At 69.2% G+C, this 24183-nt stretch carries 23 protein-coding genes and 1 tRNA gene; 10 read left to right on the plus strand and 14 right to left on the minus strand.

All coding sequences use genetic code 11. The features are described 5' to 3' along the window. Positions 1-92: 92 nt before the first annotated feature. The 7 genes from ACFWNN_RS24280 to ACFWNN_RS24310 all read right to left on the minus strand — a co-directional run bounded on the left by ACFWNN_RS24280 (position 93) and on the right by ACFWNN_RS24310 (position 9944). Complete coding sequence (locus ACFWNN_RS24280; RefSeq protein WP_191302224.1) at positions 93-467, minus strand: hypothetical protein; 375 nt, start codon at positions 465-467, stop codon at positions 93-95. Between the two features lie 317 nt (positions 468-784). After that, positions 785-2194, minus strand: coding sequence for an acyltransferase family protein (locus ACFWNN_RS24285; RefSeq protein ID WP_382442213.1), 1410 nt, complete (start codon positions 2192-2194; stop codon positions 785-787). A gap of 42 nt (positions 2195-2236) precedes the next feature. Then, on the minus strand, positions 2237-3343 hold the full coding sequence (locus tag ACFWNN_RS24290) for an acyltransferase family protein (protein WP_382442214.1): 1107 nt from the start codon (positions 3341-3343) through the stop codon (positions 2237-2239). After that, on the minus strand, positions 3340-4386 hold the full coding sequence (locus tag ACFWNN_RS24295) for a hypothetical protein (RefSeq protein WP_382442215.1): 1047 nt from the start codon (positions 4384-4386) through the stop codon (positions 3340-3342). Before ACFWNN_RS24295 ends, ACFWNN_RS24290 begins: the two co-directional genes overlap by 4 nt. Next, positions 4379-5035 (minus strand): hypothetical protein, encoded by a 657-nt coding sequence (locus ACFWNN_RS24300; RefSeq protein ID WP_382442216.1) that lies wholly within the window; start codon positions 5033-5035, stop codon positions 4379-4381. The genes ACFWNN_RS24295 and ACFWNN_RS24300 overlap by 8 nt, the downstream gene beginning before the upstream one ends. An 87-nt stretch (positions 5036-5122) precedes the next feature. Then, a complete protein-coding gene (locus ACFWNN_RS24305) occupies positions 5123-8845 on the minus strand; it encodes an FkbM family methyltransferase (RefSeq protein WP_382442217.1) in 3723 nt (1240 codons plus the stop codon). Then, positions 8838-9944, minus strand: a complete 1107-nt coding sequence (locus ACFWNN_RS24310) for an SHOCT domain-containing protein (protein ID WP_382442218.1) — start codon at positions 9942-9944, stop codon at positions 8838-8840. Before ACFWNN_RS24310 ends, ACFWNN_RS24305 begins: the two co-directional genes overlap by 8 nt. A gap of 123 nt (positions 9945-10067) precedes the next feature. Here ACFWNN_RS24310 and msrA point away from each other — a divergent pair, with 123 nt between their 5' ends. The 4 genes from msrA to ACFWNN_RS24330 all read left to right on the plus strand — a co-directional run bounded on the left by msrA (position 10068) and on the right by ACFWNN_RS24330 (position 14027). Beyond that, positions 10068-10727, plus strand: a complete 660-nt coding sequence (gene msrA / locus ACFWNN_RS24315; RefSeq protein ID WP_382442219.1) for a peptide-methionine (S)-S-oxide reductase MsrA — start codon at positions 10068-10070, stop codon at positions 10725-10727. Then, the gene (locus ACFWNN_RS24320; RefSeq protein WP_382442220.1) at positions 10724-11692 is read left to right on the plus strand and encodes a hypothetical protein; all 969 of its coding nucleotides are present in this window, start codon (positions 10724-10726) and stop codon (positions 11690-11692) included. The genes msrA and ACFWNN_RS24320 overlap by 4 nt, the downstream gene beginning before the upstream one ends. Positions 11693-11829: 137 nt before the next feature. Continuing rightward, complete coding sequence (locus ACFWNN_RS24325) at positions 11830-13704, plus strand: LPXTG cell wall anchor domain-containing protein (protein WP_382442221.1); 1875 nt, start codon at positions 11830-11832, stop codon at positions 13702-13704. Positions 13705-13739: 35 nt separating this feature from the next. Continuing rightward, positions 13740-14027 (plus strand): hypothetical protein, encoded by a 288-nt coding sequence (locus ACFWNN_RS24330; RefSeq protein WP_382442222.1) that lies wholly within the window; start codon positions 13740-13742, stop codon positions 14025-14027. 145 nt (positions 14028-14172) lie between these two features. Here the strand turns inward: ACFWNN_RS24330 and ACFWNN_RS24335 are convergent, their stop codons facing one another. After that, entirely contained in the window at positions 14173-14529 is a 357-nt protein-coding gene (locus ACFWNN_RS24335) for a septal ring lytic transglycosylase RlpA family protein (protein WP_382442223.1), read from the minus strand. A 45-nt stretch (positions 14530-14574) separates the two neighbouring features. Beyond that, entirely contained in the window at positions 14575-14967 is a 393-nt protein-coding gene (locus ACFWNN_RS24340; RefSeq protein ID WP_382442224.1) for a contact-dependent growth inhibition system immunity protein, read from the minus strand. A gap of 126 nt (positions 14968-15093) precedes the next feature. Between ACFWNN_RS24340 and ACFWNN_RS24345 the strand changes: the two genes are divergently transcribed. Next, a complete protein-coding gene (locus tag ACFWNN_RS24345) occupies positions 15094-15429 on the plus strand; it encodes a hypothetical protein (RefSeq protein ID WP_382442225.1) in 336 nt (111 codons plus the stop codon). A 25-nt stretch (positions 15430-15454) separates the two neighbouring features. Here ACFWNN_RS24345 and ACFWNN_RS24350 read toward each other — a convergent pair whose 3' ends face one another. Continuing rightward, positions 15455-16084 (minus strand): hypothetical protein, encoded by a 630-nt coding sequence (locus ACFWNN_RS24350; RefSeq protein ID WP_382442226.1) that lies wholly within the window; start codon positions 16082-16084, stop codon positions 15455-15457. 39 nt (positions 16085-16123) lie between these two features. Further along, positions 16124-18913 carry a BTAD domain-containing putative transcriptional regulator gene (locus ACFWNN_RS24355; RefSeq protein ID WP_382442227.1) on the minus strand — a complete coding sequence of 930 codons (2790 nt, stop codon included), beginning with the start codon at positions 18911-18913 and terminating at the stop codon, positions 16124-16126. Positions 18914-18970: 57 nt separating this feature from the next. Here ACFWNN_RS24355 and ACFWNN_RS24360 point away from each other — a divergent pair, with 57 nt between their 5' ends. Next, positions 18971-20017, plus strand: a complete 1047-nt coding sequence (locus tag ACFWNN_RS24360; RefSeq protein WP_382442228.1) for a cytochrome P450 — start codon at positions 18971-18973, stop codon at positions 20015-20017. Here the strand turns inward: ACFWNN_RS24360 and ACFWNN_RS24365 are convergent. Further along, the gene (locus tag ACFWNN_RS24365; RefSeq protein WP_089907574.1) at positions 19992-20420 is read right to left on the minus strand and encodes an OsmC family protein; all 429 of its coding nucleotides are present in this window, start codon (positions 20418-20420) and stop codon (positions 19992-19994) included. The genes ACFWNN_RS24360 and ACFWNN_RS24365 overlap by 26 nt on opposite strands. Before the next feature lie 125 nt (positions 20421-20545). Here ACFWNN_RS24365 and ACFWNN_RS24370 point away from each other — a divergent pair, with 125 nt between their 5' ends. Further along, on the plus strand, positions 20546-20701 hold the full coding sequence (locus ACFWNN_RS24370) for a hypothetical protein (protein ID WP_382442229.1): 156 nt from the start codon (positions 20546-20548) through the stop codon (positions 20699-20701). Between the two features lie 45 nt (positions 20702-20746). Here the strand turns inward: ACFWNN_RS24370 and ACFWNN_RS24375 are convergent. Both ACFWNN_RS24375 and ACFWNN_RS24380 read right to left on the minus strand, forming a co-directional pair. Continuing rightward, positions 20747-20819: transfer RNA gene (locus tag ACFWNN_RS24375), tRNA-Gly, on the minus strand. 32 nt (positions 20820-20851) lie between these two features. Next, complete coding sequence (locus tag ACFWNN_RS24380; protein ID WP_382442230.1) at positions 20852-21250, minus strand: hypothetical protein; 399 nt, start codon at positions 21248-21250, stop codon at positions 20852-20854. Between the two features lie 159 nt (positions 21251-21409). Between ACFWNN_RS24380 and ACFWNN_RS24385 the strand changes: the two genes are divergently transcribed. The 3 genes from ACFWNN_RS24385 (at position 21410) to ACFWNN_RS24395 (ending at position 24152) form a co-directional block, all read left to right on the plus strand. Further along, positions 21410-22738 (plus strand): sigma-70 family RNA polymerase sigma factor, encoded by a 1329-nt coding sequence (locus ACFWNN_RS24385; protein WP_382442231.1) that lies wholly within the window; start codon positions 21410-21412, stop codon positions 22736-22738. A gap of 94 nt (positions 22739-22832) precedes the next feature. Further along, entirely contained in the window at positions 22833-23270 is a 438-nt protein-coding gene (locus ACFWNN_RS24390) for a DUF983 domain-containing protein (protein ID WP_382442232.1), read from the plus strand. 15 nt (positions 23271-23285) lie between these two features. Continuing rightward, positions 23286-24152, plus strand: coding sequence for an Fpg/Nei family DNA glycosylase (locus ACFWNN_RS24395; RefSeq protein WP_382442233.1), 867 nt, complete (start codon positions 23286-23288; stop codon positions 24150-24152). Positions 24153-24183: the final 31 nt, after the last annotated feature.

Below are 24183 nucleotides of genomic sequence, written 5' to 3' on the forward strand. Positions count from 1 at the left end.
ACGAGACGTGATTTCGAGGTCGCCGCGCCCGAAACGCGCAGTAAACGGGCGCCACAATGCGCGGCGACTTCGAAAAGGACTGACGAGCCGGGCTAGGCGATGGCCCCCGGCGGCAACTTCAGCTTGAACGGCAGCGTCGTCACGACGGCGAGATCCGATGCCGTCGCCTTCATCAACGTGGGGGCGTTGCGCGCGCCGGGTTCAGGCAGGTCCAGCAGCCTGTCCACGGCCTCGACCAACGGGCCCTCGTAGATCCACACGGCCTGAGCCGGACGAGCGGAGTCGCGAACTGCGGGAAGTCGTCCCGCGCGCGCCTCGGTCTCCGACCAGAACAGGATCGAGTCGATGAAGCCTCTGCGCTGCTTGAACGCCATGATTCGGTCGAGCTGCCCGGCGTCGTCCCTCAGGTGGAGGAACTGAAAGCCACTCTCGCGCAGCTCGATGACCTTGTTCAGTGCGTGGTCCATGGCGCACCTACCCCTGTGAGGTCCCCTTCGGGTGACTGATCAGTCATACGACCCGAAAGGATCGTACGGTAAGTCAACGTTCCGCCGTAAGACGTACTCCGAACGAGTATCTCAATTGGTGGACGTTTGTGGCGCAGGGTAATCGTTGGCCTTCTTGGAAGAGGAAACGGCCAGGAGGACCGCTACGGTTCGCACCAAGAACGCCAAACCGCCCAATGTGACTAATGTCACGGTGATCAACATGTGTCGCCTCCGAGTGGCTTCCTACACCCGTAGTAGACGTGTAGCACTCGGGACTGGTTGCAAGTGGGACCAACTCACTGCACGGGGCGATTTGTCGGCCGGCGGTCGCGCCGCTGACCCTCCTGCTCCTGCTTCGCGAGCAACGAGGCCACCGAGATGGCCTGAGTGGCGCTGTCCTCCAGCCGGCGTCTGCGGCGTTCGTCCGGGTCCTCGGTGGGGAACGCGGGCACGCGCGGCAGCAACGTCGTCTGCTCCTCGGCGGACTCCACCGGCTCCACCGGCTCCTCGGGCCTCACCGCCGCGACGGGCTCGGCGGCAGCCTTGTCCACGCGCGGGATCTCCACGGTCATCTCGGCCGTGACGACCTGCGGCGAGGACGGGGTGTCGGCGGGCCGCCTGCGCCGGGACAGCCTGCGGGCGAGCACGTGGCTGGGCTTCTCGACCAGCCGGTAGCTCAGCTCGACGACGACGGCCAGGCCGACCATCGCCAGCACCATGGCGAGCCACAGCGGCAGCGCCGGCCGCATCAGGCTCAGCAGGCTGAACGCCACCAGGCCGTGCAGCAGGTAGATCGAGTAGCTGCGCTCGGACAGCGCGATCCAGATCCTGCGCTCGCGCAGCCGCGGCTCGGCGAACAGGCCGATGAAGAAGCACAGCACGGCGACCATCAACGCCAGGTTGTACGAGGTGTCCAGCCGGCCGACCTGCAGGTGCTCGCCCAGCACGTACAACGACCACGCGATGCCGAAGAACACGCCGCCCGCCCACAGCGGGATGCGTCGCGTCGTGGTGGCCCAGATGATCTGCCCGAGGATCGGAATCGGCAGGTACGAGACGTTCACCGCGAACAACGCCCACGACGCGCCGAACTCGCGCCGCGACATGAGCACGACGAAGACGAACACCAGCAGGATCGCGATCGCGAGCCACACCTGCCGGCGCAGCACGGGCAGCAGCAGGACCAGCAGGGTGTAGAAGATGACCTCGACGACCAGCGTCCACGCCACGCCGACCAGCACGACCTGCGGCACGATCAGGTAGTTGATCGCCAGCGAGTTGGTGATGATCGACCACGGGGTGATGTCGTGGTTCTGGCCGACGACGACGGCGTGCGCGTCGGCGCCCAGCGCCATCACCGACGCCGTCAGCAGCACGACGAACGTCAGCGGGATGTAGACGCGCACGAACCGGTTCACGGCGAAGCGCCACTGGCCCTGCTTCATCGCGATCGGCGTCACGACGAACCCGCTGACCAGGAAGAAGAACGGTACGGCGATCTGCCCGATGCCCTGCAGGCTCATGTGCATCGGGTCGGACGTCAGCGCGTCGACGAAGTTGAAGACCGGCGCGTCGTCGCCCTCGACCTTGGCCACCCACTGCTCGGACAGGTGGCTGTAGACGACCAGCAACGCGGCTACCGCCCGGCCGATGTCGACGAACGCGACCCTGGTCTTCTGCCCTTGTTCGGCGGCGGGGTGCTGCACACCAGGAGCAACGAGTGGCGCACCTGGTGGATACGGTTCAGATCAGCGCTTGGTCCGCTTCTCCCAGCGCCGAACGGCGTTGTGGGCAGGCATTTCGACCAGTCTGTGCAGGATCTCGGCCACGAGCGCCGTCAGCGCGAGTCCCAGCACGACCACGAGGTTCGGGTCGAGAACACCCATAAGAGTGTCGAACAGCGGGTACAGGCAGCTGAGGTGCACGAGGTAGATGGCGTACGTGCGCTTGGACCAGCCGCGGACGAACGCCGACCGCGACACCGGGCCCGAGGCGGACACCAGCACGATCGTCAGCAGTACCGCGATGAACACCGTCCGCGGCATCGAGTCGCCCTGCAGGGTGTAGCCGGTGGCCTTGTGCACCCAGATGAACAGCACGAAGTGGGCGGCGCCGATCGCGGTGCCGGCGAGCGGATGCACCTTGCCCGAGTGCACGAGCGAGATCAGCTGGCCGATCACCAGCACCGGCAGGTACGCGCCGAACTGGCCTATCTGGAACGCGGTGCTGCCCGAGAAGCCGTCGGTGACCAGCAACGTGATGAAGCACAACGGCACGGCGGCCAGCGGCGGGATCCACGGTTTGCGGCGCAGCAACGGGATCGTCGCCGCCACGTACGCGTAGAACACGATCTGGATGGTCAGCGTCCACGTCACCGCGACCAGCGCCACCGGCGGGTCCATGAAGAAGTTCACCAGGAACATGCCGCTGACCAGCGCGCCGAACGTCAGGTCGCTCTCCTTCGCCGCCGACACCTGGTAGCCCAGGTTGATCAGCGTCCAGGCCAGCAGCGTGACGACCCACAGCAGCGGCATGAGCCGCACGACGCGGCGCCACAGGAACTGCAGCGGACGTTCCCGGGAGGCCACGTGCGTCACGACGACACCGCTGAGCACGAAGGACAGCGCCACGCCCAGGAGTGACAGGTGCGAGTTCAGGTGCAGCGTGCCCACGACGTCGCGCTGCACCCAGAGGGCGAGCCAGTAGTCCTTGTCCCGCAGCGCGAACCAGGCCGTCAGGTGGGTCAGCACCAGGCCGACCGACGCGAGGATGCGCAGCAGGTCGAGCCCGTGCATGTATCCGCTCGGCTGCCGTTCGGCGACCGGCGGCACCGGCTTGGTCAGGGTGTCGGTCACAGGAACCGCCCCACGGCGCGATGCAGGCCTTCGGCGCAGAGACCGGCCGCGGCGAACGCGATCGGGATCGCCAGCACCAGCGGCATCCAGCCGCTCTGGAGTCCGAGCACGGCGTACCCGGCCACCACGATCGAGAAGAACAACGGCAGCGCGCGGCTCGCGAGCCAGCGCACCGGTGCCACGTCCGCGACCGAGGCACCACGCGGCACCGCGATCAGCAACAGCAGCACCGCGTAGGCGCCGCCCAACGGGCGCCACCAGCCGCCCAGCTCCGGGAACAGCCGGTCGTGCACCACGAGCAGCAACCAGGCCAGTGCTCCCAGCCCGACGCCGATCCGCACGTTCAGCACACCCGCCCTGGACATCCAGGCCAGCTGACCGATCAGCAGCAACGGCAGGTAGCCCGCGACCAGCCCGAGCTCGTGCAGGAACGACGGCGCGTCGACCTCACCCGCCCAGCCGCCCAGCAGGACGAGCGCGCCGATGACCTCGAGCTGCACGATCGACGCGATCACCGGACGTTGCAACAACGGCAAGACAGCGAACAACAGCAGCACGAACAAGAAGGCAGCCGTGACAGGAGCATCGAGCCCGATCAACGAAGGTTGCCCGAACAACCGGGGCACGAGCCAGAGGTTCGCGAGCACCGCCCAGATCGACAGCGAGGGGTCCTCCGGTTCCGTCAACGGTGTCGCACCGACCAGCACCAGCAGCGTGCTGACCAGCACCGCGCCGACCACGACCGGCAGCACGGTCCGCGCCAGCAAGGCCAGCAGCTGCACCGCCGGCAGTCGCTTCGCCGCCTCCGAGAGCACGTACCCGGTCGCGAGCAGCAGCAACGCGATCCCGAGGAACCCGAAGTCCTCACCGATGCCGGTCGGCTGGTTCACCCAGCCGCGGATCGTCAGCAGCAGGTCGGGCGACTCCCCGTGGCGGCTCGTCCACAGCCCGAAGAGGTAGCTGTAGCCGACGAGGACGACCCCCGCCGCCGTGAGCACGGTCAGCCCCGATTCCTGCTTCGTCCGCACCACCTGGTCAACCATCGGCGGGCAACACCTTCAGCTGCCGCTCCACCAGCGCGTCGAACTCGTTCCGCGCGTCCTGAGCGGTGTTGGCGTGCAGCTCCAGGCGCACCACGAGGTCGCGGTGCACGTAGTGCGCGCGGACCACCGGCCTGCGCTCGGGATCGGACGTCCCGCTCACCGGGAACACCTCCATCTCCCGCACCACGGACGAGGAGTCCGTCTCACGCCTGCGGAAGCCCGCTTCGGACTGGTAGGCGTCGAGCCCGTTGGCGGCCGCGATCGCCGCCTGCCGGTTCCGCAGCTGCACGACGGCGACGATGACCTTGCCCGCCGGATGGCGTGACGAGACGGCCACGCGCGCCGCCCCCGCGCCACCGTCCTGGTAGATGTCGATCTCCGTCTCGCTGAGGAACCGCATGTTCTTGACCTGCGGCCAGCTGCGCACGGACGCGTAGCTCTCCAGCCCGGAGTCGAAGTCGGCGACGGCGAGAGGATCGGCGGCCAGCCGGCCTTCCTCGCCGGTCAGCTCGAGGTTGTGGGCGCTCGCGGGCAGCGGCCGTCCTCCCCAGATCAGCCAGCTGCCCACCATGACACCCGCCAGCACGGCCACGACCGCGAGCACGCTCAGCAGCTGCGCCGGCCGGACCTTGCGGCGACCGTCCTCCACGCGGGCAATCCCTCCCCAGAAGACGACGAACGGGTGGCGATCGTGGTCGCCACCCGTCGATTGTCGCAGGACGCTATGGCAAATTTCCTAGCTTTGCGCAGGTGAGCCGGGTCGCAACCACAAAGTCGTGAACCCCGACTCCGCTCCGAGCGCTTCCGCGATCAGTTCGGCGTCGGTGTACTCACCACCTGAGGTGCCGTTTTCACGCACCGGCGACGGCTCGTAGCCGAGCGCCCGGTACTCCGCCAGCACCTCGGCCGGGTCGTCGCCGAGCTCCTCGATCGCGCCGGGGTCGAACTCGCACACGACGTGCGGCCGGTCCCGTTCGACGATGGCGGTGAGCCCGTTCAGCGCCCGGTGGTCCCGGCCCTGCAGGTCGATCTTGACCAGCGAGATCCGGCGCGAGGTCACCTCGTCGCGTCCGTCGAGCCGGACCGCGGGGATCACCACACCGGCACCGGAGCCCTCGTGAGCCCGGTAGTCGCCGCTGTTGTTCTCCTCGGCCTGCACCAGCCGGATCTCGGTCTCGGAGTCCCAGGCGGCCATGGACAGCACCGTCACCGGAGCCCCGTCGCCGATGTTGACCCGCACGTTGCGGGTGAGGAACTCGGCGTTGACCGGGTTGGCCTCCACCGCGACCGCGCCCGCCATGCCCGACGTGCGCTGGAGCAGCCGCAACGTGTGGTAGCCGACGTGCGCGCCGATGTCGAGGAACGTCCCGTCGCCCACCAGCTCGGCCATGAGATCGGCCTCGCCGATCTCCCACGAGCGGTTGTGCTGGAGCCACGGGTACACCACGGCGTCCTTCGGCATGAGCAACGTGCCCGCGTCGCACACGACCACGTCGGCGTCCGGCGGCACGGGGGCGTGCCGGAGCCGTTGTGCCTGGTAGACGGCCTCGACGTCCTCGACCACGTGCGCGAACCGCGCCTCGTCGTCGTCCAGCCTGCGGTCCCTCGCGGAGAACATCTCGAACGCCTTGCGGTCGCTCGCCTCCAGACGTTCCCAGACCTTGCCCAGGCGTTCGTCGATGGCGGCGGCGAGCTGTGTGTCCAGCCCGTCGGCGAGGTCCGTGAGCGACTTGAGCGACGTGTCGAGCCGCGTGACGTCCTCACCCAGCTCACGGCCCTGCTCCGCGATCACCGACACGTCGCGCTCGATCACCGACAGCCGTTCGGTGTCGCGTTCGACGGCTTCCAGCCGGGCCACCAGCGCGCCGATCGAGTGCTCGACGTCGCCGACGACCGCGCCGAGCGTGTGCTCCACGCCGTCGACGACCGCGCCGAGCACCTTGCGCTGGTGCACGTCGTAGTGGTCGATCGCGCGCAGGACCGCCTTGCGCAGCACCGGGGCGAGCGGGAGGCGGGACGCGGTGCCCACCTCCGCCCGCCAGAGCAGTGCCTGACGGGAGTCGCGCAACGGCTGCAGCGGGTCGTCGATCTGCTGCCTGGTCGGCGATCCGTGCGGGGACTTCCAGGACTGGTACGCGGCTTCGAGCTGCTCGCGCATCCACGTCGCCGCGGCGCGCATCGACCTCGTGCGCAGGACGTGTGCGCGTGCTGCCCTACCGCGCCGTGCGGCCTCTTCCGGGTTGTCCACGACCGCACGCATCGCGGAGGCCGCGGCGTCGAGGTCGGGGTCGGCCCAGTGCGAGTCCTCCGGGTACGGGTAGTTGCCCTTGCCGACCGGCGCGAGCCGGTAGGGGACGGGCCAGCCGGTGCGCTCGTCCAGGAACTCCGTCGTGCTGGAGTAGTCCGTCGAGATCACCGGCAACGCGCGGGCCATCGCCTCGGCGACGGTCAGGCCGAAGCCCTCGCTGCGGTGCAACGACACGTAGGCGGTGCTCGTCGCGTACAGCTCGTCCAGCTCGGCCACGCTCAGGTAGCGCTCGACCAGTTCGATCCGGTCGTCGTCCGCGATCAGCACGCGCAGCTTCTCCGCGGTGTGCGGGTGCTTCGCGCCGTTGATCGCCTTCAGCACCAGCCGGACGTCGTCGCGTCCGTCGAACGCCCGGCGGAACGCTTCCACGACGCCCCACGGGTTCTTGCGCTCGCCGATGCTCGCGAAGTCGAACGCGAACAGGAACCGCGCGAGCTCCGGGTCCGGGCGGCGGTCCGGCTCACCCGGATCGCGCACCGGCACGGGGATCGTCCTGACCGGCACCGGGGAGTGCTCGACGAGTGCGTCGCGCACGAAGTCGCTGACCGTCCAGACCTCGTCGACCTCGCGGAACGCCGCGTGCATGTGCTCGGGGAAGTCCTCGAGCTCCCACGCCCACAGGCCGATCCGGTAGCGGTGGTGGCCGACCTGCGGGCGGTGCCGGAGCACGGCCTGCGTCTGGTCGGCGTTCACGCACAGCAGGCTGACCGGGAACCGCGGCTCGCCGACCGTTCCCGGCCGGTCGAGGCCCTTGCGGTTGGTGACCAGCTCGTCCTCGACGACCGACGCCACGGGCACGCCCGCCTGGTCGATCGCGTCGTGCACGATCCTGGCCATCTCGCCGACGCCGAGCTCCGCCGTCAGGTACCCGACGACGTTGACGCCGAACGCGTCCACGGGCTCGGTCAGCTCGCGCGGTCCGCCGGGCAGCGCCCACGCCGGCAGCGCCTCCTCGCGGATACCGCTCGTGCGGCACCAGCTCCGGAAGCCCTCCGCGTCCGCGCCGTGCGGAGCGGGGAACGCCATCTGCAGATCGGCGCGCGACTCCCACACGGCGAGCGCGAGCCGGTTGAGGCCGCTGTCCTTGGGCGCGGTCTCGGGCGGCTCGGTCAGCCACTCCTTCAACGCCGCGTGGTGCTCGGCGTCGAACGCGTGCGGCGGCGGGTCCTTCTTCTTGCGCTCCGCCTTCACCCACGCGTCGCGGAACAGCGTCCGCATCGCCGGGGTGATCTTGGTGCCGTCCGCTGCTTTCGCGAAGCCGTAAGGGATCGACTCCAGCGTCTGCGCGTAGCCGTTCGCCTTGAGCTTGGCGCCGTACGAGTCGCACAGCTGCCGCACGACCGGATGCTCGGACAGCAGCACACGGGGCTTGAACGGCGCGTGGCTCGTGAGGATCCACGGGCGTTCCGGGCGGTAACCGCTGTAGTGGAAGAACCGCAACGGTTCCCCGCCCGCGGTGAACACGCCGTTCTCCTCGCGCACCGGACGTTCGTGGACGTTCCAGTAGGCGACGTTGAATCCGGGGTCGCGCAACACGGTGTTCGGGAACAGCGCCGGGACCTGGTCGACCCAGCGCTGGTCGGTGAAGAGCTGCTTGTGCGGCGCGACGATCGCGTCGTGGCGCAGGCGTTCGGCCCAGAAGTCGAGGAACGCCTCCGAACCCGGACCCGTCGCGACGAAGCCCAGGTTGAAGATGCCGGACCCCATGATCGCGGCCTCGCTGGGCTCCTTGCCGTCGCGGGGCAGCGGCTGCAGGAAGTGCGGCGTGAGCACGATGCCGTGCCGCACCGCCAGGTCCGCGAGCTCGGGCATCGGGGCGAAGACCTCGATGTCCGGGTCGATGTACATGACGACGTCGCTGCTCTTGCGCAGTTCCCGCAGCAGGTACGGCTTGACGGCCGTGGCGAGCTCGGTCACCGAGTAACCGGTGGCCATGCGGAAGTAGTCGTCCTCGTCGATCCCGGCGGTGCCGGGACCGACGATCGTCCAGCCGTTCTGCTCCTCGGTCCTGTCCCACTCCGCGTCGATGACAGCGATGACGAAGTGGTGCCCGGGGTGGTGCTTCAGGTACGACGTGGCGAGGACGCGGGCGGCGGGCAGGTAGTTGCCGGCCACCACCGTGCAGGCGGTGACCCGGCGCGCGTCACTCATCGGCGGAGAGGGCCTTCAGCTGTGCGTCGAGGGCGTCCTTGAAGTTCTTCTGCGCCGAGTCCAGCGTCTTGGCGGTCATGTCGAGCCGGATGATGAGGTCCTTGCTCGTGTAGTGACCACGTACGCGGGCCTCCTCCTGCCCCTTCGCGTCGAGGTTGCCGACCAGGACACCGGTGGGCTGGCCACTGGCCTCGACCATGCCGTTGTTGATCTGGATGTCGGCCAGTTCCCTCGCGGCGGTCTTGGCGGCCGCGGCGTCCTTGGCCTGCACGATCAGCAGGATGCCCTTGGCGCCGTCGTCCGTCGTGAACTGGACGAGCTTCGTCTTGCTCGCGCCGGAGACGTTGTAGGACAACACCTCGCTGTCGAGCAGGTACTTGAGCGTCGGGACCGGCGTGAAGTCCTTGACCTGCTTGTTCTCGGCGACCTTGCCGGGCAGCTTGCCCGCGGGCAACGGGTCCGGCGGCGCGCTCGGCGTGGTGCTGGTCGACGTGGTCGAGCTCGGGTCGCCACCCGCGTTGTTGTCGGTGCCGCCCCGGCCCCAGAGCCAGTAGGCGCCGAAACCGAGACCGGCGAGCAGGACCACGGCCAGCACGATGCCGATGATCTTGCCCTTGCCGCCCTTGGACCCCTCGTCGAACACCTCGGGCCCGTGGCTCCAGCCGGGCGAGGGCTGGTTGATGGAGTCGAAGTCACCGCCGATCCACGGCGGCGGCGCTGGCTGTTGCTGCTGCTGAGGCTGACCCCACCCGCCAGGACCGGGCTGCACGGGCGTGACGTACTGCGTCCGCTCAGCGTCGGCCGACCGGTTCTGCGTGTTCACCACCTGAGTGGCGTCCGGGTTGGGGTTCTGCTGCTGAGGCTGCTGCTGCGGCACCTGGTTCGGGACCACCTGGGTGGCGTCCGAGTTCGAGGCGCTGGGCGGCTTCGCCTCCCACTTGAACGGGGGAGCGAACGGAGCCTGCTGTGCCGCCTGCGCAGGTGCACCACCCGCAGAACCGGAGAGAATCTCGTCCCGGCGGCGACGGTAGTCATCAGCCGAGATCCGACCAGAGGCGAGTTCGTTGTCGAGCTTCTGCAGCTCGTCTTGCCAGGTCACCCCTGGCACCCCCTTCCGCGCGAACATGAGACTCGGACATTGTGCCCGTGTCCCGTAAGGCCTTCGTGCGGGCCTCTCAAGTCGTGACCTGGTTGTGGCGCTTCACACCGATATATTGGCCGCATGGGCTGGTTCGGACGCAAGAAACCGCAGGTGGTGGCCCCTTCCGAGGCAATACCGGGCCGAACTGAACCGCTGCAGGTCGCGCCGGCCCACGCCGTGTTCACGGACCGGCCACTCGCACCACCCTTCCCGTCCGGTCATCGGACCGCTGTCCTCGGCCTGGGCTGCTTCTGGGGCGCCGAACGCCTTTTCTGGCAAACGCCGGGCGTCTGGACCACCGCCGTGGGATACGCCGGCGGCACCACGCCCAACCCCACCTACGAGGAAGTCTGCTCGGGCCTGACCGGCCACGCAGAGGTCGTGCTGGTCGTCTTCGACCCCGCCGTGCTCCCGTTCGCGGACCTGCTGCGGGTGTTCTGGGAGGGGCACGACCCGACCCAGGGAATGCGCCAGGGAGCCGACGTCGGCAGCCAGTACCGGTCCTTGGTGCTCGTGGCCGACGAGGAACAGAGGACGACGGCTGAAGCTTCGCTGAACGTTTACCAGCAGGCGCTCGACGCCGCCGGTTCCCGGAAGATCACGACCTCGGTGGAGGAGCTCGGCGCGTTCTACTACGCCGAGGACTACCACCAGCAGTACCTGTCGGACGGCAAGAACCCGTATGGCTACTGCGGTTTGGGCGGCACGGGCGTCTCCTGCCCGGTGAGCTCGCCGCGGTGAAGGCCGACTTCTTCGCCGACGTGCTGGAGACCGGCACCGTGCTCGGCCTCGACGCCAACCTCGGCCCCGACGTCGCGGCCGCCGTCATGGGCGGCCTGGGTGGCGAGAACCGCGACGGCCGCAGCTACTGGCGTTCGTACGGCCTGGTCGAGGTCGGCTGGTACTTCCGGCAACGAGACCTGGGCTGGCAGGGCCAGCACCTCGCCGTGCAGGCGCACCGGCTGGCGCACGGGCCGGAGTGGGTGGACGACGCGGTGGCCGCGCGTTACGGCCGGTTCGAGGGCCTGATGATGTTCGACGAGCTGGCCGTCGAGCTGGCCCGGCGGCAGGTCGGGCTGGTCGCGATCGGTGGGCCGGAGTCGGGGCTGCAGGAGTACTGGGCGCCGGAGTCGCAGATGACGTTGTACGTGGGCGTCGGCGACGAGTACCGGCCCGGCAGCGTGCAGAAGATCTTCACGGCGTTCGGGCGCGATCTGACGATCACGTTCGACGGCGACCACAGGATCGTGTGGCAGCAGATGAAAGCGGTTGCCGCGATGCCGGTCGAGCAGCGGATCCGGTGGGCCGCGGAGAAGGCGCCCGCGGACTTCCGGTCGTGGTGGCGGTACTGCGCCCGGCTGACGGCGGCGCGCACCTCGTCGCACGACGAAATGCCGGAGCGGCAACGGTTCGTGGAGTTCGTGTTCTGGATGTGGGAGCACGGGCGCGCGGAGAACGTGTACTCGGACAAGGAGATCGCGTTCCTCAGGGCGGAGTTCGTGGCCCGCCTCGACGAGCTCCACCCCGAACTCTCCCTGCCCGGCAACGACGACGTGGTCAGGGCGTGTCTCGAGCACGTCAGCGAGCCGATGCGGCGCGACGACAAGAACCTGATCGACGCGGCGCGGCTGCACCGGCACGGACTCGCCGACACGAGCGCGTTCGACTTGATCTACGAACGGCGCATTTCGGAGATCGTGAACTGAAAGGGGCTTGTTTTCCCTGGTGGGTGGCCCTAGCGTCCGTCAGCGAAGCCATGTTCACCGCACGACGGGGGATTTGGCGCGGTACGTCGGGGGTCGTGTCGCGTCGCTGCGGTGGCCTATCACTGGGGAGATTCGCCTTGTACGCACCACGTGCGCGTGGTGTCGCGCGCAGATCGGCCGTGTTCGCGGCCGTTCTGGCGTTGACCGCCACCACCACTTTCACCGCGTCCGCGCAGGAAGACCCGGTCACGCCGAGCACGGAGGTCACGGCTCCGAGCACGCCGACGCCGACCGAGAACCCGCCACCGTCCACTCCGGACCAGCCCGTTCCGCCTCCCACCACCGAGGCGCCCGTCTCCGAGACCCCGGTCAGCGAGACCCCGGCCGAGAAGCCGGCGGAGGTGCCCGCCGACAAGCCCGAGGAGAAGGCCGCCGAGAAGCCCGCGGACCAGGAGCAGCAGGCTGATCCCGTCGCGCGCGCGGACGTGAAGGGCACCGCCGAGGTCGTCGGCGCAGGGCCGTTCCTCGTCGGTCAGCGGCTGTCGGTCAAGCTCACCGTCACGAACACCTCCGCGGTCGAGGCCACCGGCCTCTACGGGTACCACGAGCAGCTGGCGGGGCCGTACTTCGGCATCGACCCGGACAGCTGGGGCGACCTGAGGCCGCCGTTCGGCCAGCCGTCCACGACGAAGCTCGCCGCGGGGGAGTCGAGGACCTACACCCTCACGGGCCAGGTGAACGGCTACGAGGACGACGGCGTCTCGAAGTTCCTGATCCGGGTCTACGCCGCCAACGACGCCAACCCGTACGAGGGCCACGCGGCCGCGCAGTTCACCGTCCGGGAGCCCGTCAAGACCGGCACCATCAGCGGTGTCCTCTGGGGCGACGCGAACGGCAACGGCGTGCAGGACGCGGGTGAGGGCCTCGCGGGTGCCCAGGCGTACCTGTACGGCGGGGGGAACCCGAACGGGGACCCGAAGGTCCGCACGGACGCCCACGGCCGCTTCACCTTCACCGGACTCGAACTGCGGACCTGGGGGCTCAACTTCCACGAGCTGCCCGGTGGCTGGGTCCTCCGCTACAGCAGCGATCCCATCGCGGTGGACGGCAGCGGTTCCACCTCGGAGCTGCGCTACCAGGCGGTCCGGCCGTTGACCGAGCAGCTGTCCGCGTCGGCGCGCTTCACCTCCACCGAGCACGTGGCCGGTGGGCCCGCGACCGTCGAGATCACCCTGACCAACCGGGGTGGCGCCGACATCACCGACGTCGTCGAGGGCTGCAACCGCGCCGGCCTGGGTCCGCACGTCACGTTCCCGAACGGACTCGGTGACCTCGACTGGAACAAGGGCGCGACGATCCGCGCCGGGCAGAGCCGCGTGTTCACCGCCGCGGCCGTGATCCCGGAGGACGCCGAGCGCTTCGGCCACGCCTACATCGCGTGCGACTTCGGTCCGCGCGACGGCATCATCGACGGCTTTCCCGGTGTGTTCGAGTACGTCAAGATCGGCGACCGCCGCACGAACACCTACGGTTCGCTCTACGTGGACCGCGACGGCAACGGGTGGGCGAACGGCGACGACTACCTGACCGGCGTCTCGTTCAGCCTGGTCGACCCGAAGACCGGCGCCGTCGTGGCGACCGCCTCCGGTGCCGGCGAGTTCGGCCACGCCCACTTCAACGACATCCCGGTCGGTCCGTACCGGTTCGCCGTCAGCGGGCCGTGGAAGTTGAAGCACCCGGAGTCGATGATCACCGCTGAGGACTGCGCCGTGTGGTGCAACTCGGGCTGGACCGTGGAGGTCGTGCCCGCCGACGAGCCCGGTGGCACGCCGGGTGGTGGTCAGCCGCGGCCGGAGGCGCCGGTGAAGATCGTGCAGGCAGACCCGTTCCGTCCGAAGGCCGGCGGTCTCGCCGACACCGGTGCGAGCGTTGAAGGTCTGGCCCTCGCGGGTGCGTTGACGCTGCTGCTCGGCGGCGCGTCGATCTTCCTCGCGCGCCGCAGGACCGCCTAGCTCAGCAGAAGATCAGTCCGCACGGCCTCGTGGTCGTGGTCGTCGTCACCGGCGGCCGCGGCCTCGTGGTCGTCGTGACGGGCGGCGGCGGAGTCGTCGTGACGACCACGCTCGACGGCGGCGTGGTGGTCTTCGGGGCCGAGGAGACCGAAGACTTGGACGTGGAGGACGACGACGGTGCGGAGGATGAGCTCGACGCCACTGTCTGTGACGGAAGCTCGGAATTCGTCGGTAGCAACGAAGGCGTGTTGATGAGTGAAACGCGCGCCGGTCTGTCGCTGTCGGGACCTTCCGGATCGGCCTCGATCAGGCCCCCGGCATAGGTCCCGAGCACGCCAAACGCGGCGACGACCACGCCGACCACAGCTCCGGTGAGGAGCCGAGTAGGCCCACTTTTCGCCCCGAACACCCAGATTGGGTATCGCGTTCACTCGATTGGGTCAAGGAATCCGGTCTTTTTCTACTCGTTCACACCTTGGTGACGGTCACGCCGACCACTCCCTGTGACAGGGGTGCGATCGCCTTGAACGCCTTGGGGGTCAGGTCGACGCAGCGGCCGGTGATGAACGGGCCGCGGTCGTTGATCCGCACGGTCACCGTCTTGCCGTTGGAACGGTTCTTCACCTTCACCCGCGTGCCGAACGGAAGGGTCTTGTGCGCGGCGGTGAGCTTGTTGGGGTCGAAGCGCTCGCCGCTCGCGGTCGTGCCGCCGCCCGAGTAGTAGGAAGCCTTGCAGGTCTCGGCAGAAGCCACGGGGGAGAACAGGACCGCGGAGGTGGCGAGCGAGGCCAGCGTGAGGCCGGCGGCCGCGAGAGTCTTTGTCATGATGCAAGCAACTCACCCCGCGGCAAAGGGACGCCTAAAGCGCGCCTAACCCGGGAACTGGTCGGCCGCGGACACCAGCAGGTGCCAGTCGCCGTCGGGCAACGTCCGCAGCCGATCGAGCAAAGCGGACATTCTGGACAGCAACGCTGGGTGATCGCCCCAGAACGAATGATCTACTCTCAGTAGAGCGGCGAGCAGGTCACCGGGGTACAGGGACACGGCTCGCAGCGGGTCGCGTTCGACCTCCTCCAACGCCAGCAGCGCCGTCACGTCGAGTCCCACCTGGTGCGTGACCAGCAGGTGCAGTGACGTCGGGGTCAGCTGGCCGACCGGCAGATCGCGCAGTGCGCAGAGGTCCCGGTAGAGCTGGGTCGACGAAGCGTCGGGTCTGCGCCAGTCGTCTTCGCAGAGGTGCGCCAGCGTGCTGTCCCGGTCCACGCACCCATGGTCCCCGCAAACCGGCTCGCCGGCGGGCCGACTGAGGCAACGGTTCGGCATTGGGCGTTCGTGCTGGAACGATCAGCAACGTCCAAGCGGGTGGCTGGAGCAGAAAGTGCACATCAAGTGACCGAAGTTGTTGAATCGATAGCGGTGGAGATGCTGATCGAGGGCCTGACGGACTGGGTGCTCGTCGACACGGCCATCGGCTATGCGCACGAGACGGTGGAGGACAGTGGTGGCGACTTCAAACCCGTTGCGACCGCGGTGATCGAGCATCTGCTGCTCGGCGGCCTGATGGTCCCCGGAGACCTCGGCGAAAGCGGCTTTGAGGCGTGGCCTGGAAGCCCGCCCGAACTGGTCGACAAAGTGATCAGGCAGTGCGAGTCGTTCGACTGGGAGCCGCTGGGTGCGGCCTGCTGGCTCTCGAACACGGAAGCCGGAGACAGAGTGGTGTCCTGACCGGTCGTCCCCGCAAGCCGGTTCGCTAGCGGGCCGACTGAGGCAACGGTTCGGCATTGGGCGACTGCCAGCCCACCCGGACGAGCACCTCGCCCTCGTGCAACAGCGGTTGCGACGCGAGTCCCCACACGGTCGATGCGAGCACCACGGCACTCACGGCCTCGCCGACGCTGAGCCAGTCCTCGCCGAGCATGCGCAACAGCACGCCGTTCCGCCGTGCGACGAGCTCCATCTCGCAGTTCTCGGCGCGGGCCGCGTGCAGCAACCACGTGAGCGCCGAGTCCGGCACTTCGTCGGGCAGGTAGGGGCGCGGATCGGCCCTGCGCAAGGAGATCGCGGCCGCGGAGGCCACCTCGCACGAGAACGGGTCGAGCTCCCAGCGCGGGTGCACCGACGCCACTTGGCCGTCGTCGTGCGGCGCGCGCAGCACGTGGCAGTCCCAGCCCATCGCGGACAACGCCACCCGCACGTGGTGCAGGACCGCACCACACGCGAGCAACGCCGTCTGGTCCGTGCGTGTCGTCACCAGCTCAAGACACTCGTTGCCGTTGCGCCATCGCCACGGCGGAACGATGCCGAACGACGGCGCCCGCGCCGCGAGCTTCAGGACTTCCTCGACGGTTCCCGCGTCTGGTGTGCGCACGCTGGTCCTCATCCCGCCAGCATCTCCGGGCCCGACTGCACGGAACCTGCGTCACGACTGCGCGGCCGCAACCACCGAGGCCACGGTCATGGCGGCACCACGGGCGAAGTGCTCGTCATACCCCTCGGGCCCCAACGCCTGACGGCACAACGCGACGCACTGGTCGTGCGACGCGGCGAAGTTGGCCGATCCGAACAGGGGCAGCCCGACGGACTGCCACACCCGGTCCGCGCCTCCCAGCAGCAACGCGGCGTGCGCGGCCGACCCGGTGATCACCGAGATCAGCGCCAGCAGCTCCACGGACACCGCGATGCCCAGCAGGTCGTGGAAGCTCTCCTTGATGCGCAACGACGTCGTGGCCAGCTCACGGGCCTCGGCGACGTCACCGCGTCCCATCGCCACGAACGCCAGGACGTACAACGCGAACGCGCGCGCCCACAGTTCGCCGTTCTCTTCGCACACAGCGCGCGCTGCGGAACAGATCTCCGCCGCACGGTCGAGTTCGCCGCCGAACGCCACGGTGATCGCCAACGCCACCCGCGCCATGACGACGTTGCTGTCCATGTGCCCCAACTCGGCGTGCCTGCGATCGGCCTCGGCCAGCAGGGTCGCGCCCAACGGCAGGTCGTCGTCGAACACCGCCGCCGCGCCTTGCACGTACGTCGCGTAGACGTCGGCGTCCTCGTCACCCAACGCCGCCGCCTCGGTCCGGCACGCCTCCAGCAGTGCCGGCACCGCGGAGGTGTTGCCCTGCAAGGTCGCCAGGTATCCCGTGACCCACAACGCCTTGCAGCGCGCGCGAGACGGTTCGGTCTCCAGCGACAACGCCCAGTTCAGCCAGTGCCGTCCCTCGGCGAACCGCCCGCAGCCCACCCAGTAGAACCACAGCGTCGCCGCCAGCCGCAGCCCCGAGTCGGCCTCGCCCGGTGTCGTCAGCGAGTACTCCAGGGCGGCGCGCAGGTTGCCGCGTTCGGCCGTCATCGCACCGACCGTCGCGGCCTGCCGCGGCGTGAACCAGGCCCGTTCCCCTTGCAGCGCAATGCCCGCGTACCAGTCACGATGGCGCGCCTTCAGCCGTTTCTCCTCATCGCTCGCACGCAGTCGCGTCTGCCCGTACTGGCGCATGGTCTCCAGCAACCGATAGCGCGCCACACCGGCGTGTTCTTCGCGTTGCAGCACGGACTTGTCGACCAGCCCGTCGACCGCGTCGAACATGAAGTCCGCGGTCAGCGCGTCGTCCGAGCACACGGCCTCGGCCGCGGTGAGGTCGAAACTGCCGGCGAAGACCGACGCCCGCGCCCACAGCAGCTGTTCGCGCGGCGAGCAGAGGTCGAAGCTCCACTCCATGGTCGCCAGCAGGGTCTGGTGCTGGGGCAACGCCGTGCGCCCGCCGTCGGTCAGCACCCGGAACCTGTCGTCGAGGCGTTCCAGCAACTGCGCCGGTGTCAACGCACGCACGCGCAACGCCGCCATCTCGATCGCGAGCGGAATTCCGTCCAGGCGACGGCACAGGTCCGTGACGGCTCGTTCGTTCTCGGGCGTGATGACGAACGAACCGGGGATCGCCGCATCAGCGCGTTGGGCGAACAACGTCGCCGCCGGATACGGCACGGACAACGGCGCGACGGACATGACTTGCTCGCCATAGACCCGTAGCGCGCGCCGGGACGTGGCGATGACACGGAGCTTGGGCGCGACGCGCAGCAGCGTGTCCACCAAGACCGCGCAGTGGTCCACGACGTGCTCGCAGTTGTCCAGCACCAGCAACGCGTCCTTGCCCGCCAGGAACTCCGTGAGCACGCTCAACTGGCCGCGCCCGGTCTGGTCCACCACCCCGAGCGCCTCGGCCACGGTGTGCGGCACCAGGGCCCGGTCGCGCAACGCCGCGAGCTCCACCAGCCACACGCCGTCCGGCGGTTGCTCGCCCCGCGCCACGTGCATCGCGAGCCGCGTCTTGCCCACCCCGCCGACGCCGATCAACGTCACCAGCCGGTGCTCGCGGATCAGGGTCGAGACGTGCTCGGTCTCCGGCCGGTCGACGAAGCTCGACCTGTCCGTCGGAAGGTTCCCGCGCACCGGCACCGGGACGTGTTCGGCCAGGTCGAGGCGGGGATCGGCGGTCAGCACCGCCTGTTCGAGATCGCGCAGCCTGGTGCCGGGCTCGATGCCGAGCTCGTCGACCAGGACGCCCCTCGCCCGCTGGAACGCGGCCAGCGACTCGGCCTGCCGCCCGCACCGGTACAGCGCGATCATCAGCTGTTCCCACAGCCGTTCGCGGAACGGGTGCTGCTCGACCAGGGAGTTGACCAGCGGCGCCACCGCGGCGTGCTCGCCCAGGGCCAGCGACGCGTCCATCAGGTCCTCGGTCGCGTCCATCCGCAGGTCGGTGAGCCGCGCCGACTCCTGGCGCGTCCACTCGCCAGGACGGCAGTCCGCGAGCGGATCGCCGTTCCACAACGCCAGTGCCTCGCGCAGCATCTTGGCGCTCGCCAACGGCTCGGCGCTCTGCCGTGCCCCGGCGACGAGCGCTTCGAACCGTGCGACGTCCACGGTGTCCGCGGACGCGTTGAACACATAACCCGGCTCGCGGGTCATGATCAGCTCACCCAGCCCGGCGTCGCGGATCTGCCCCCGCAGGCGCGCCAGCAGGCTGTGCAAGGTCTTCGTGGCGGTCGCCGGTGCCTCGTCCGACCAGAGCGCGTCCACGAGCGCGCTCCTCGGCACCGTCTCTCCCGGGTTCAACGCGAGCCGTGCGACCAAGGTCCTCTGACCGGCACTGCTGAGTTGAACTGCTCCGTTCGGACCGGTGAGTTCGAGCGGTCCGAGCAGCCGGATGATCACGTTATTCGTCCTGTCGTCAGCCCCCGACAAAGGCCGGAACCGCGCAAAGATATCGCAATGGAATTCGACCCGAGAATCAACGCCCAGCGGGTGACCGCATACGCCGACCTGCGTGCCGTGCTGGCTGATCCGGTGACGTTCTCCTCCCGGAACATGACTGGTCCGCAGGTCGCGGCCGTGGCGGCGATGCTGCCACCGGAGCAGCGGCGATTGCTCGAATTGATGTCCTCGCTCAACGCGGCGGACGGAACCAGGCACGCCCGAATTCGTGCGGCGGCGAATCAGAAATTCACCCCAACGGCCGTGCGCCGAATGGCTGACCCAATTAGGGAACGCGCGAGGACCCTTCTGGACGAACTCCCGGAAGAAGCCGACTTCGTCAGCGAGTTCGCCGCCCCGTTCGCGCTGGGCGTGGTCGGTGACGTGCTCGGCGTGCCCGAAGCGGACTTCCCGCTGTTCCGCGAGTTCGTGGCCCCGGTGCTCGAACTGACGAGCGGCGAGGAGGTCAGCGAACGCGTGCTCGGCTCGTACTTCGCCGGGATGAACGAGTTCTGCGCCTACTTCGGCCGCTCCGACGCGTTCCGCGGCGGCCAGCTCTCCGAACAGGAACGCCTCTCGCTGTGTCTCGCGGTCGTCGTCGCCGGCACCGACTCCACGACGAACATGCTCGCCAGCACCCTGCTGCGACTGGACGCGAAGGAACGCCGACTAGGTGGCGTGGTCGAAGAGGTGGTGCGCCTCGACGCGCCGTTCGTCGGCTTCTTCCGCACGGCGACCTGCCCGGTGACGATGGGCGGCGTCAAGGTCAGCGAGGGCGAGCACCTGTTCCTCGACTACGCGGCCGGCAACCGCGACCAGAAGGTGTTCACCGAGGACTTCGACCCCGGCAGGCCGTCCGTGCCCGCTCACCTGGGCTTCGGGCACGGACCGCACTACTGCATCGGAGCCGGGCTCGCCCGGCTGGAGGGCCGCATCGTCGCCGAGGAACTGCTCGACCGCTCAGCTCACGCGGCCGAGCAGCCCGGCGACGTCCGCTACCGCAGGCACCTGATCAGTCACGGGCCCGCGGCGCTGCGGTTCAGACCAGGGCAGCGTCGAGCGTGATGTTCTCGACGGCCGCGAGCGCCTTGGAGACCGGGCAGTTCGCCTTGGCGCCCTCGGCGGCCGCGACGAAGTCCTCCTGCGACAGGCCCGGCACGTTGGCGCGCACGGTGATGTGGATGCCGGTGATGCCGACGCCCGCCTGGAAGCTGACCTCGGCCTTGGTGTCGATCGAGGTGGGAGGCGTGCCTGCACCGGTCAGGCCGTGCGACAGCGCCATCGAGTAGCAGGACGAGTGCGCCGCGGCGATGAGCTCCTCGGGGCTGGTCTTGCCGCCCGCCTCCTCGGCGCGCGCCTTCCAGTCGATGTCGAAGCTGCCGGCGTTGGAGGTGGCGAGGCTGACGTTGCCCTTGCCCTCGACGAGGGAGCCTTCCCAGTGCGCGTTTGCCGTCTGCTTGATGGCCATGGTCTCCAGGTCCTTTGTCGAACGGGCTCGATCGGGGTGAGCGAGCTGTCTGGCACCACCCTTTCACGGGTGGGCCCGGAGATCACCTCGAGAACCACTGGACGGGATCGTCGATAGTCCGTCGTGTGAACGTCGTGCTGCCACCACGTGTCGTCGGAGTGCCGGTGCTCGGCGGCCTCGACGTCGGCCACGGCGACGAACCGCTGTCCCTGTCCCTCGGCCCGATCGGCGAGCTGGACGCCGGCGCGGGCACGCTCACCGTCGGCCCGGCAGTGCGCTGAAACGAAAGAAGTCCGGCACCCGAGGGGTACCGGACTTCTTTCGAGAGCGGATGACGAGACTCGAACTCGCGACCCTCACCTTGGCAAGGTGATGCGCTACCAACTGCGCTACATCCGCACTGCCTTACAGGGGAGAACTATACAGGGGTCTCAGACGGCGTCTTGCGAGGGGGGTGCCAAACCGGCCAGCAGTTGATCTACCTCGTCCAACTGCTCCTTCGGCCAGCGCCACTCCCACAGCGCCCGCACCTTCGGCAGCACGTCGACCGGCAGCCAGGCCGCGACCTCCTCGCGGAGGTCCCAGTCGTCGAACACGTGCTCGTAGAAGCTCACCAGCGCCGCGTTCTCCAGGAACTGCTCCGGCTGGTGGAAGCACCAGTGCGCGAACCCGTACGCCCGGCGCAGCACGTCGTCGGCCTGCTCGCGGTGCGCCTCCTGGGCCAGCTGCGACAGCTCCGAGAAGAAGACGTGGCAGGACCACTCCTCGGTCTCGGCGACAGCACGAAGTTCCGGCACGAGGGCCGAAGCGCGTTCTCGCCAGTCCACCACGGGCGTGACGATAGTCGCTCGATCTTGTCCGGCCGATCCTCCGACGCCCACCTGTGACCGTCCTGTCACCGATCGCGTTGCGCTGATCAGCCCACTACTAACGGATGGTCTTGTGTATCGACCTGTTCTCGGCGAGGAGCAGGTCTGGCCCCTTGTGGCATGTTGAAGCCTGTGATGGTCGACGAGAACGAGGTCGACCGGGACCTGCTCGCCAGAGTGCGCGAGGGAGACGACTCGGCCTACGGCGAACTGTTCTCCCGGCATGCGGACGCGATCCGCCGTTTTTCTCTCAGGCACGTCCGGGAGGCGGCCGAGGCCGACGACCTCACCGCGGAGGCCTTCTTCCGCATGCTGCAGGCGATCCGCCGCGGCAGCGGGCCCACCGACCACGTCCGCACGTACCTGCTGACCGTCGCGCGCCGGGTGGCGTGGGAGTGGAGCGGGCGGCGCCGGGACGTGCCGGTGGAGGACGAGGAGCTGGGCCGGCGCGTCGAGCCGGTCAGCGACAACGCCAACAAGCGGGCCGAGCACAACCTCATCACCAGGGCTTTCTCCAGCCTGCCGGAACGCTGGCGGGTCGTGCTGTGGCGTGTCGAGGTCGAGGGCGAACGCCCCGCCTCCGTGGCACCGCACTTCGGGCTCTCGCCGAACGCCATGTCGGCGTTGGCCCGCCGCGCGCGTGAGGGACTGCGTGCGGCGTACCTCCAGGCTCACCTCGCCGCCGACGACGGACGCTCGTCGTGCGCGGCCATCCGGTCGAAGCTCGGCACCTACACCGCGGGCGGGGTCCAGGGCGTCGAGGAACGCCGGATCGCCGCCCACCTCGACACCTGCGCGGCCTGCACGCAGCTTTACACCGAGCTGAACGAGGTCTGCGCGACGCTGCGCGCCAACGCGGCGTTCCTGATCGTGCCGTCCACGCTCGGGCTCGCGTTCGCCGGCAAGGTGCTGCTCACGAAGGCGAAGCTCGCGTTCGCGGCGGCCAGTGTGGCGACCGTCGGCCTGGTCGGGACGATGGCCGCGGTGTTCAACGGCGGTCCCGGCGTCGCCGTGCTGCAACCGGACCAGAATCCCGTGATCGCGATGAACACGTCGGGGTCGGCGAGCTCGCAGCACAGCCAGGAGCTCGTGGTGGCCCCTCCGCCGCCCGTCGAGCAGCAGGTGAAGCCGCAGGCGAACGTGGCCAACCCCGGCGCGCCGAGGCAGCAGCAGGAGACCGTGCGCAGGACGTCGTCGTCCGTGCCGCCGCCTCCCACCCAGGAGCAGCGGCAGGAGCCGTCCGAACGGGCGGAGACGCCGGTGTCGACCTCGGAAGAGGCGGGGGACATCGGTACGGCGCAGACCACGTCGTCGTCACGCGGGATCAACTCGCTCAACACGCCGTCGTCACCCACTGAGACGCCGACGACGACCACCGACCCCTGCCCTCCGCCGCAGACCACGACCACGACGATCACGCTCTACCCGCGACCGGCGGTCGAGAACTGACGGTGACGAACGGGCCCGGCCGAGTTCACCCACAAGGCTCGGCCCGCGCCAGGTACGGTTTGACCAAGACCGACCGAGCGTGGGAGACGGGTACATGACGCGGCTGGTGCGCGGTGCTGACGGGCGGATGTGGACGGTCCACAGCCGCATCGAGTGGCGCAACCCGGTGGAGTCCGACGACTTCGAGCACGACGTCAGCGGCGGAATCCTGCCCGGCATCATGATGGCGGGCTTCCTCGTCGTGATGGTGGTCGTGCTGATCGCCTGGACGCCGGAGCAGGTCGTCGTGCCGGCGTGGCTGATCCTCGCGCTGATCTTCCTGTTCGCCTTCTTCCCGGTTCGCTGGGCGCTGCGCCGCCCGCACACGCTGGTCGCGGAGAGCAAGGCCACCGCGGACGAGCTGCCGCCCGAGCGGTGGATCGGGTCCGTGCGAGGCCCGCTCGCGGTGCGCCAGGAGGCCTCCAGGGTCGCCCGCACCATCGAGATGCACTCGCTGCCGGACGTCGAAGGCCCGTTGCAACCCGTCGACTGATGCGACACTGGACCGGTGCCCGAGCTACCCGAGGTAGAAGCGCTGGTCCACCACCTGCGTGAGAACGCGGTGGGCCGCACGGTGCATCGCGTCGACGTCGCGTCCCTCCAGGTGCTGAAGACGTTCGACCCGCCGTGGACGGCGCTGCACGGCCAGGAGGTCGTGGCGGCGCACCGGCACGGCAAGCACCTCGACCTGGAGGTCGCGGACGGCCTGCACCTGGTCGTCCACCTCGCCCGCGCCGGCTGGCTGCGCTGGGCCGACACCATGTCCGCGCCGCCGCCCAAGCAGGGCCGCGGGCCGCTCGCGTTGCGCGTGCACCTGGGGCCGCCCGGGCAGGGGCCGGGGTTCGACCTGACGGAGGCGGGCACCAAGAAGGGGCTCGCCGCGTGGATCGTGCGCGACCCGAAGACCATCCCGAGCGTCGCCAGGCTGGGGCCGGACGCTCTCGGGATCACCCGCACGCAGCTGGAAGACCTGTTCGCGGGACGCACCGAGCGGCTCAAGACGTCGCTGACGGACCAGAGCCTGATCGCGGGCATCGGTAACGCGTACTCCGACGAGATCATGCACATGGCGCGCCTCTCGCCGTACGCCACGGCGGGCAAGTTGAACGAGGAGCAGCTCGACCACCTGCACGAGGCGATGCTGACGACACTGACCGACGCCGTCGCACGGTCCGTTGGTCAGGACGCGGCCCGGTTGAAGGGCGAGAAGCGTTCGGGGCTGCGGGTGCACGCGCGCACCGGGCTGCCCTGTCCCGTCTGCGGTGACACCGTGCGCGAGGTGTCGTTCGCGGACAAGGCGTTCCAGTACTGCCCGACGTGCCAGACGGGCGGCAAACCGCTGGCCGACCGCAGGCTGTCCCGGTTGCTCAAATAACCGCCGCTTAACCGCCCCCGGTTTTCCTCAG

The sequence above is a fragment of the Lentzea sp. NPDC058450 genome (assembly GCF_042721395.1).
Classification (GTDB): Bacteria; Actinomycetota; Actinomycetes; order Mycobacteriales; family Pseudonocardiaceae; genus Lentzea.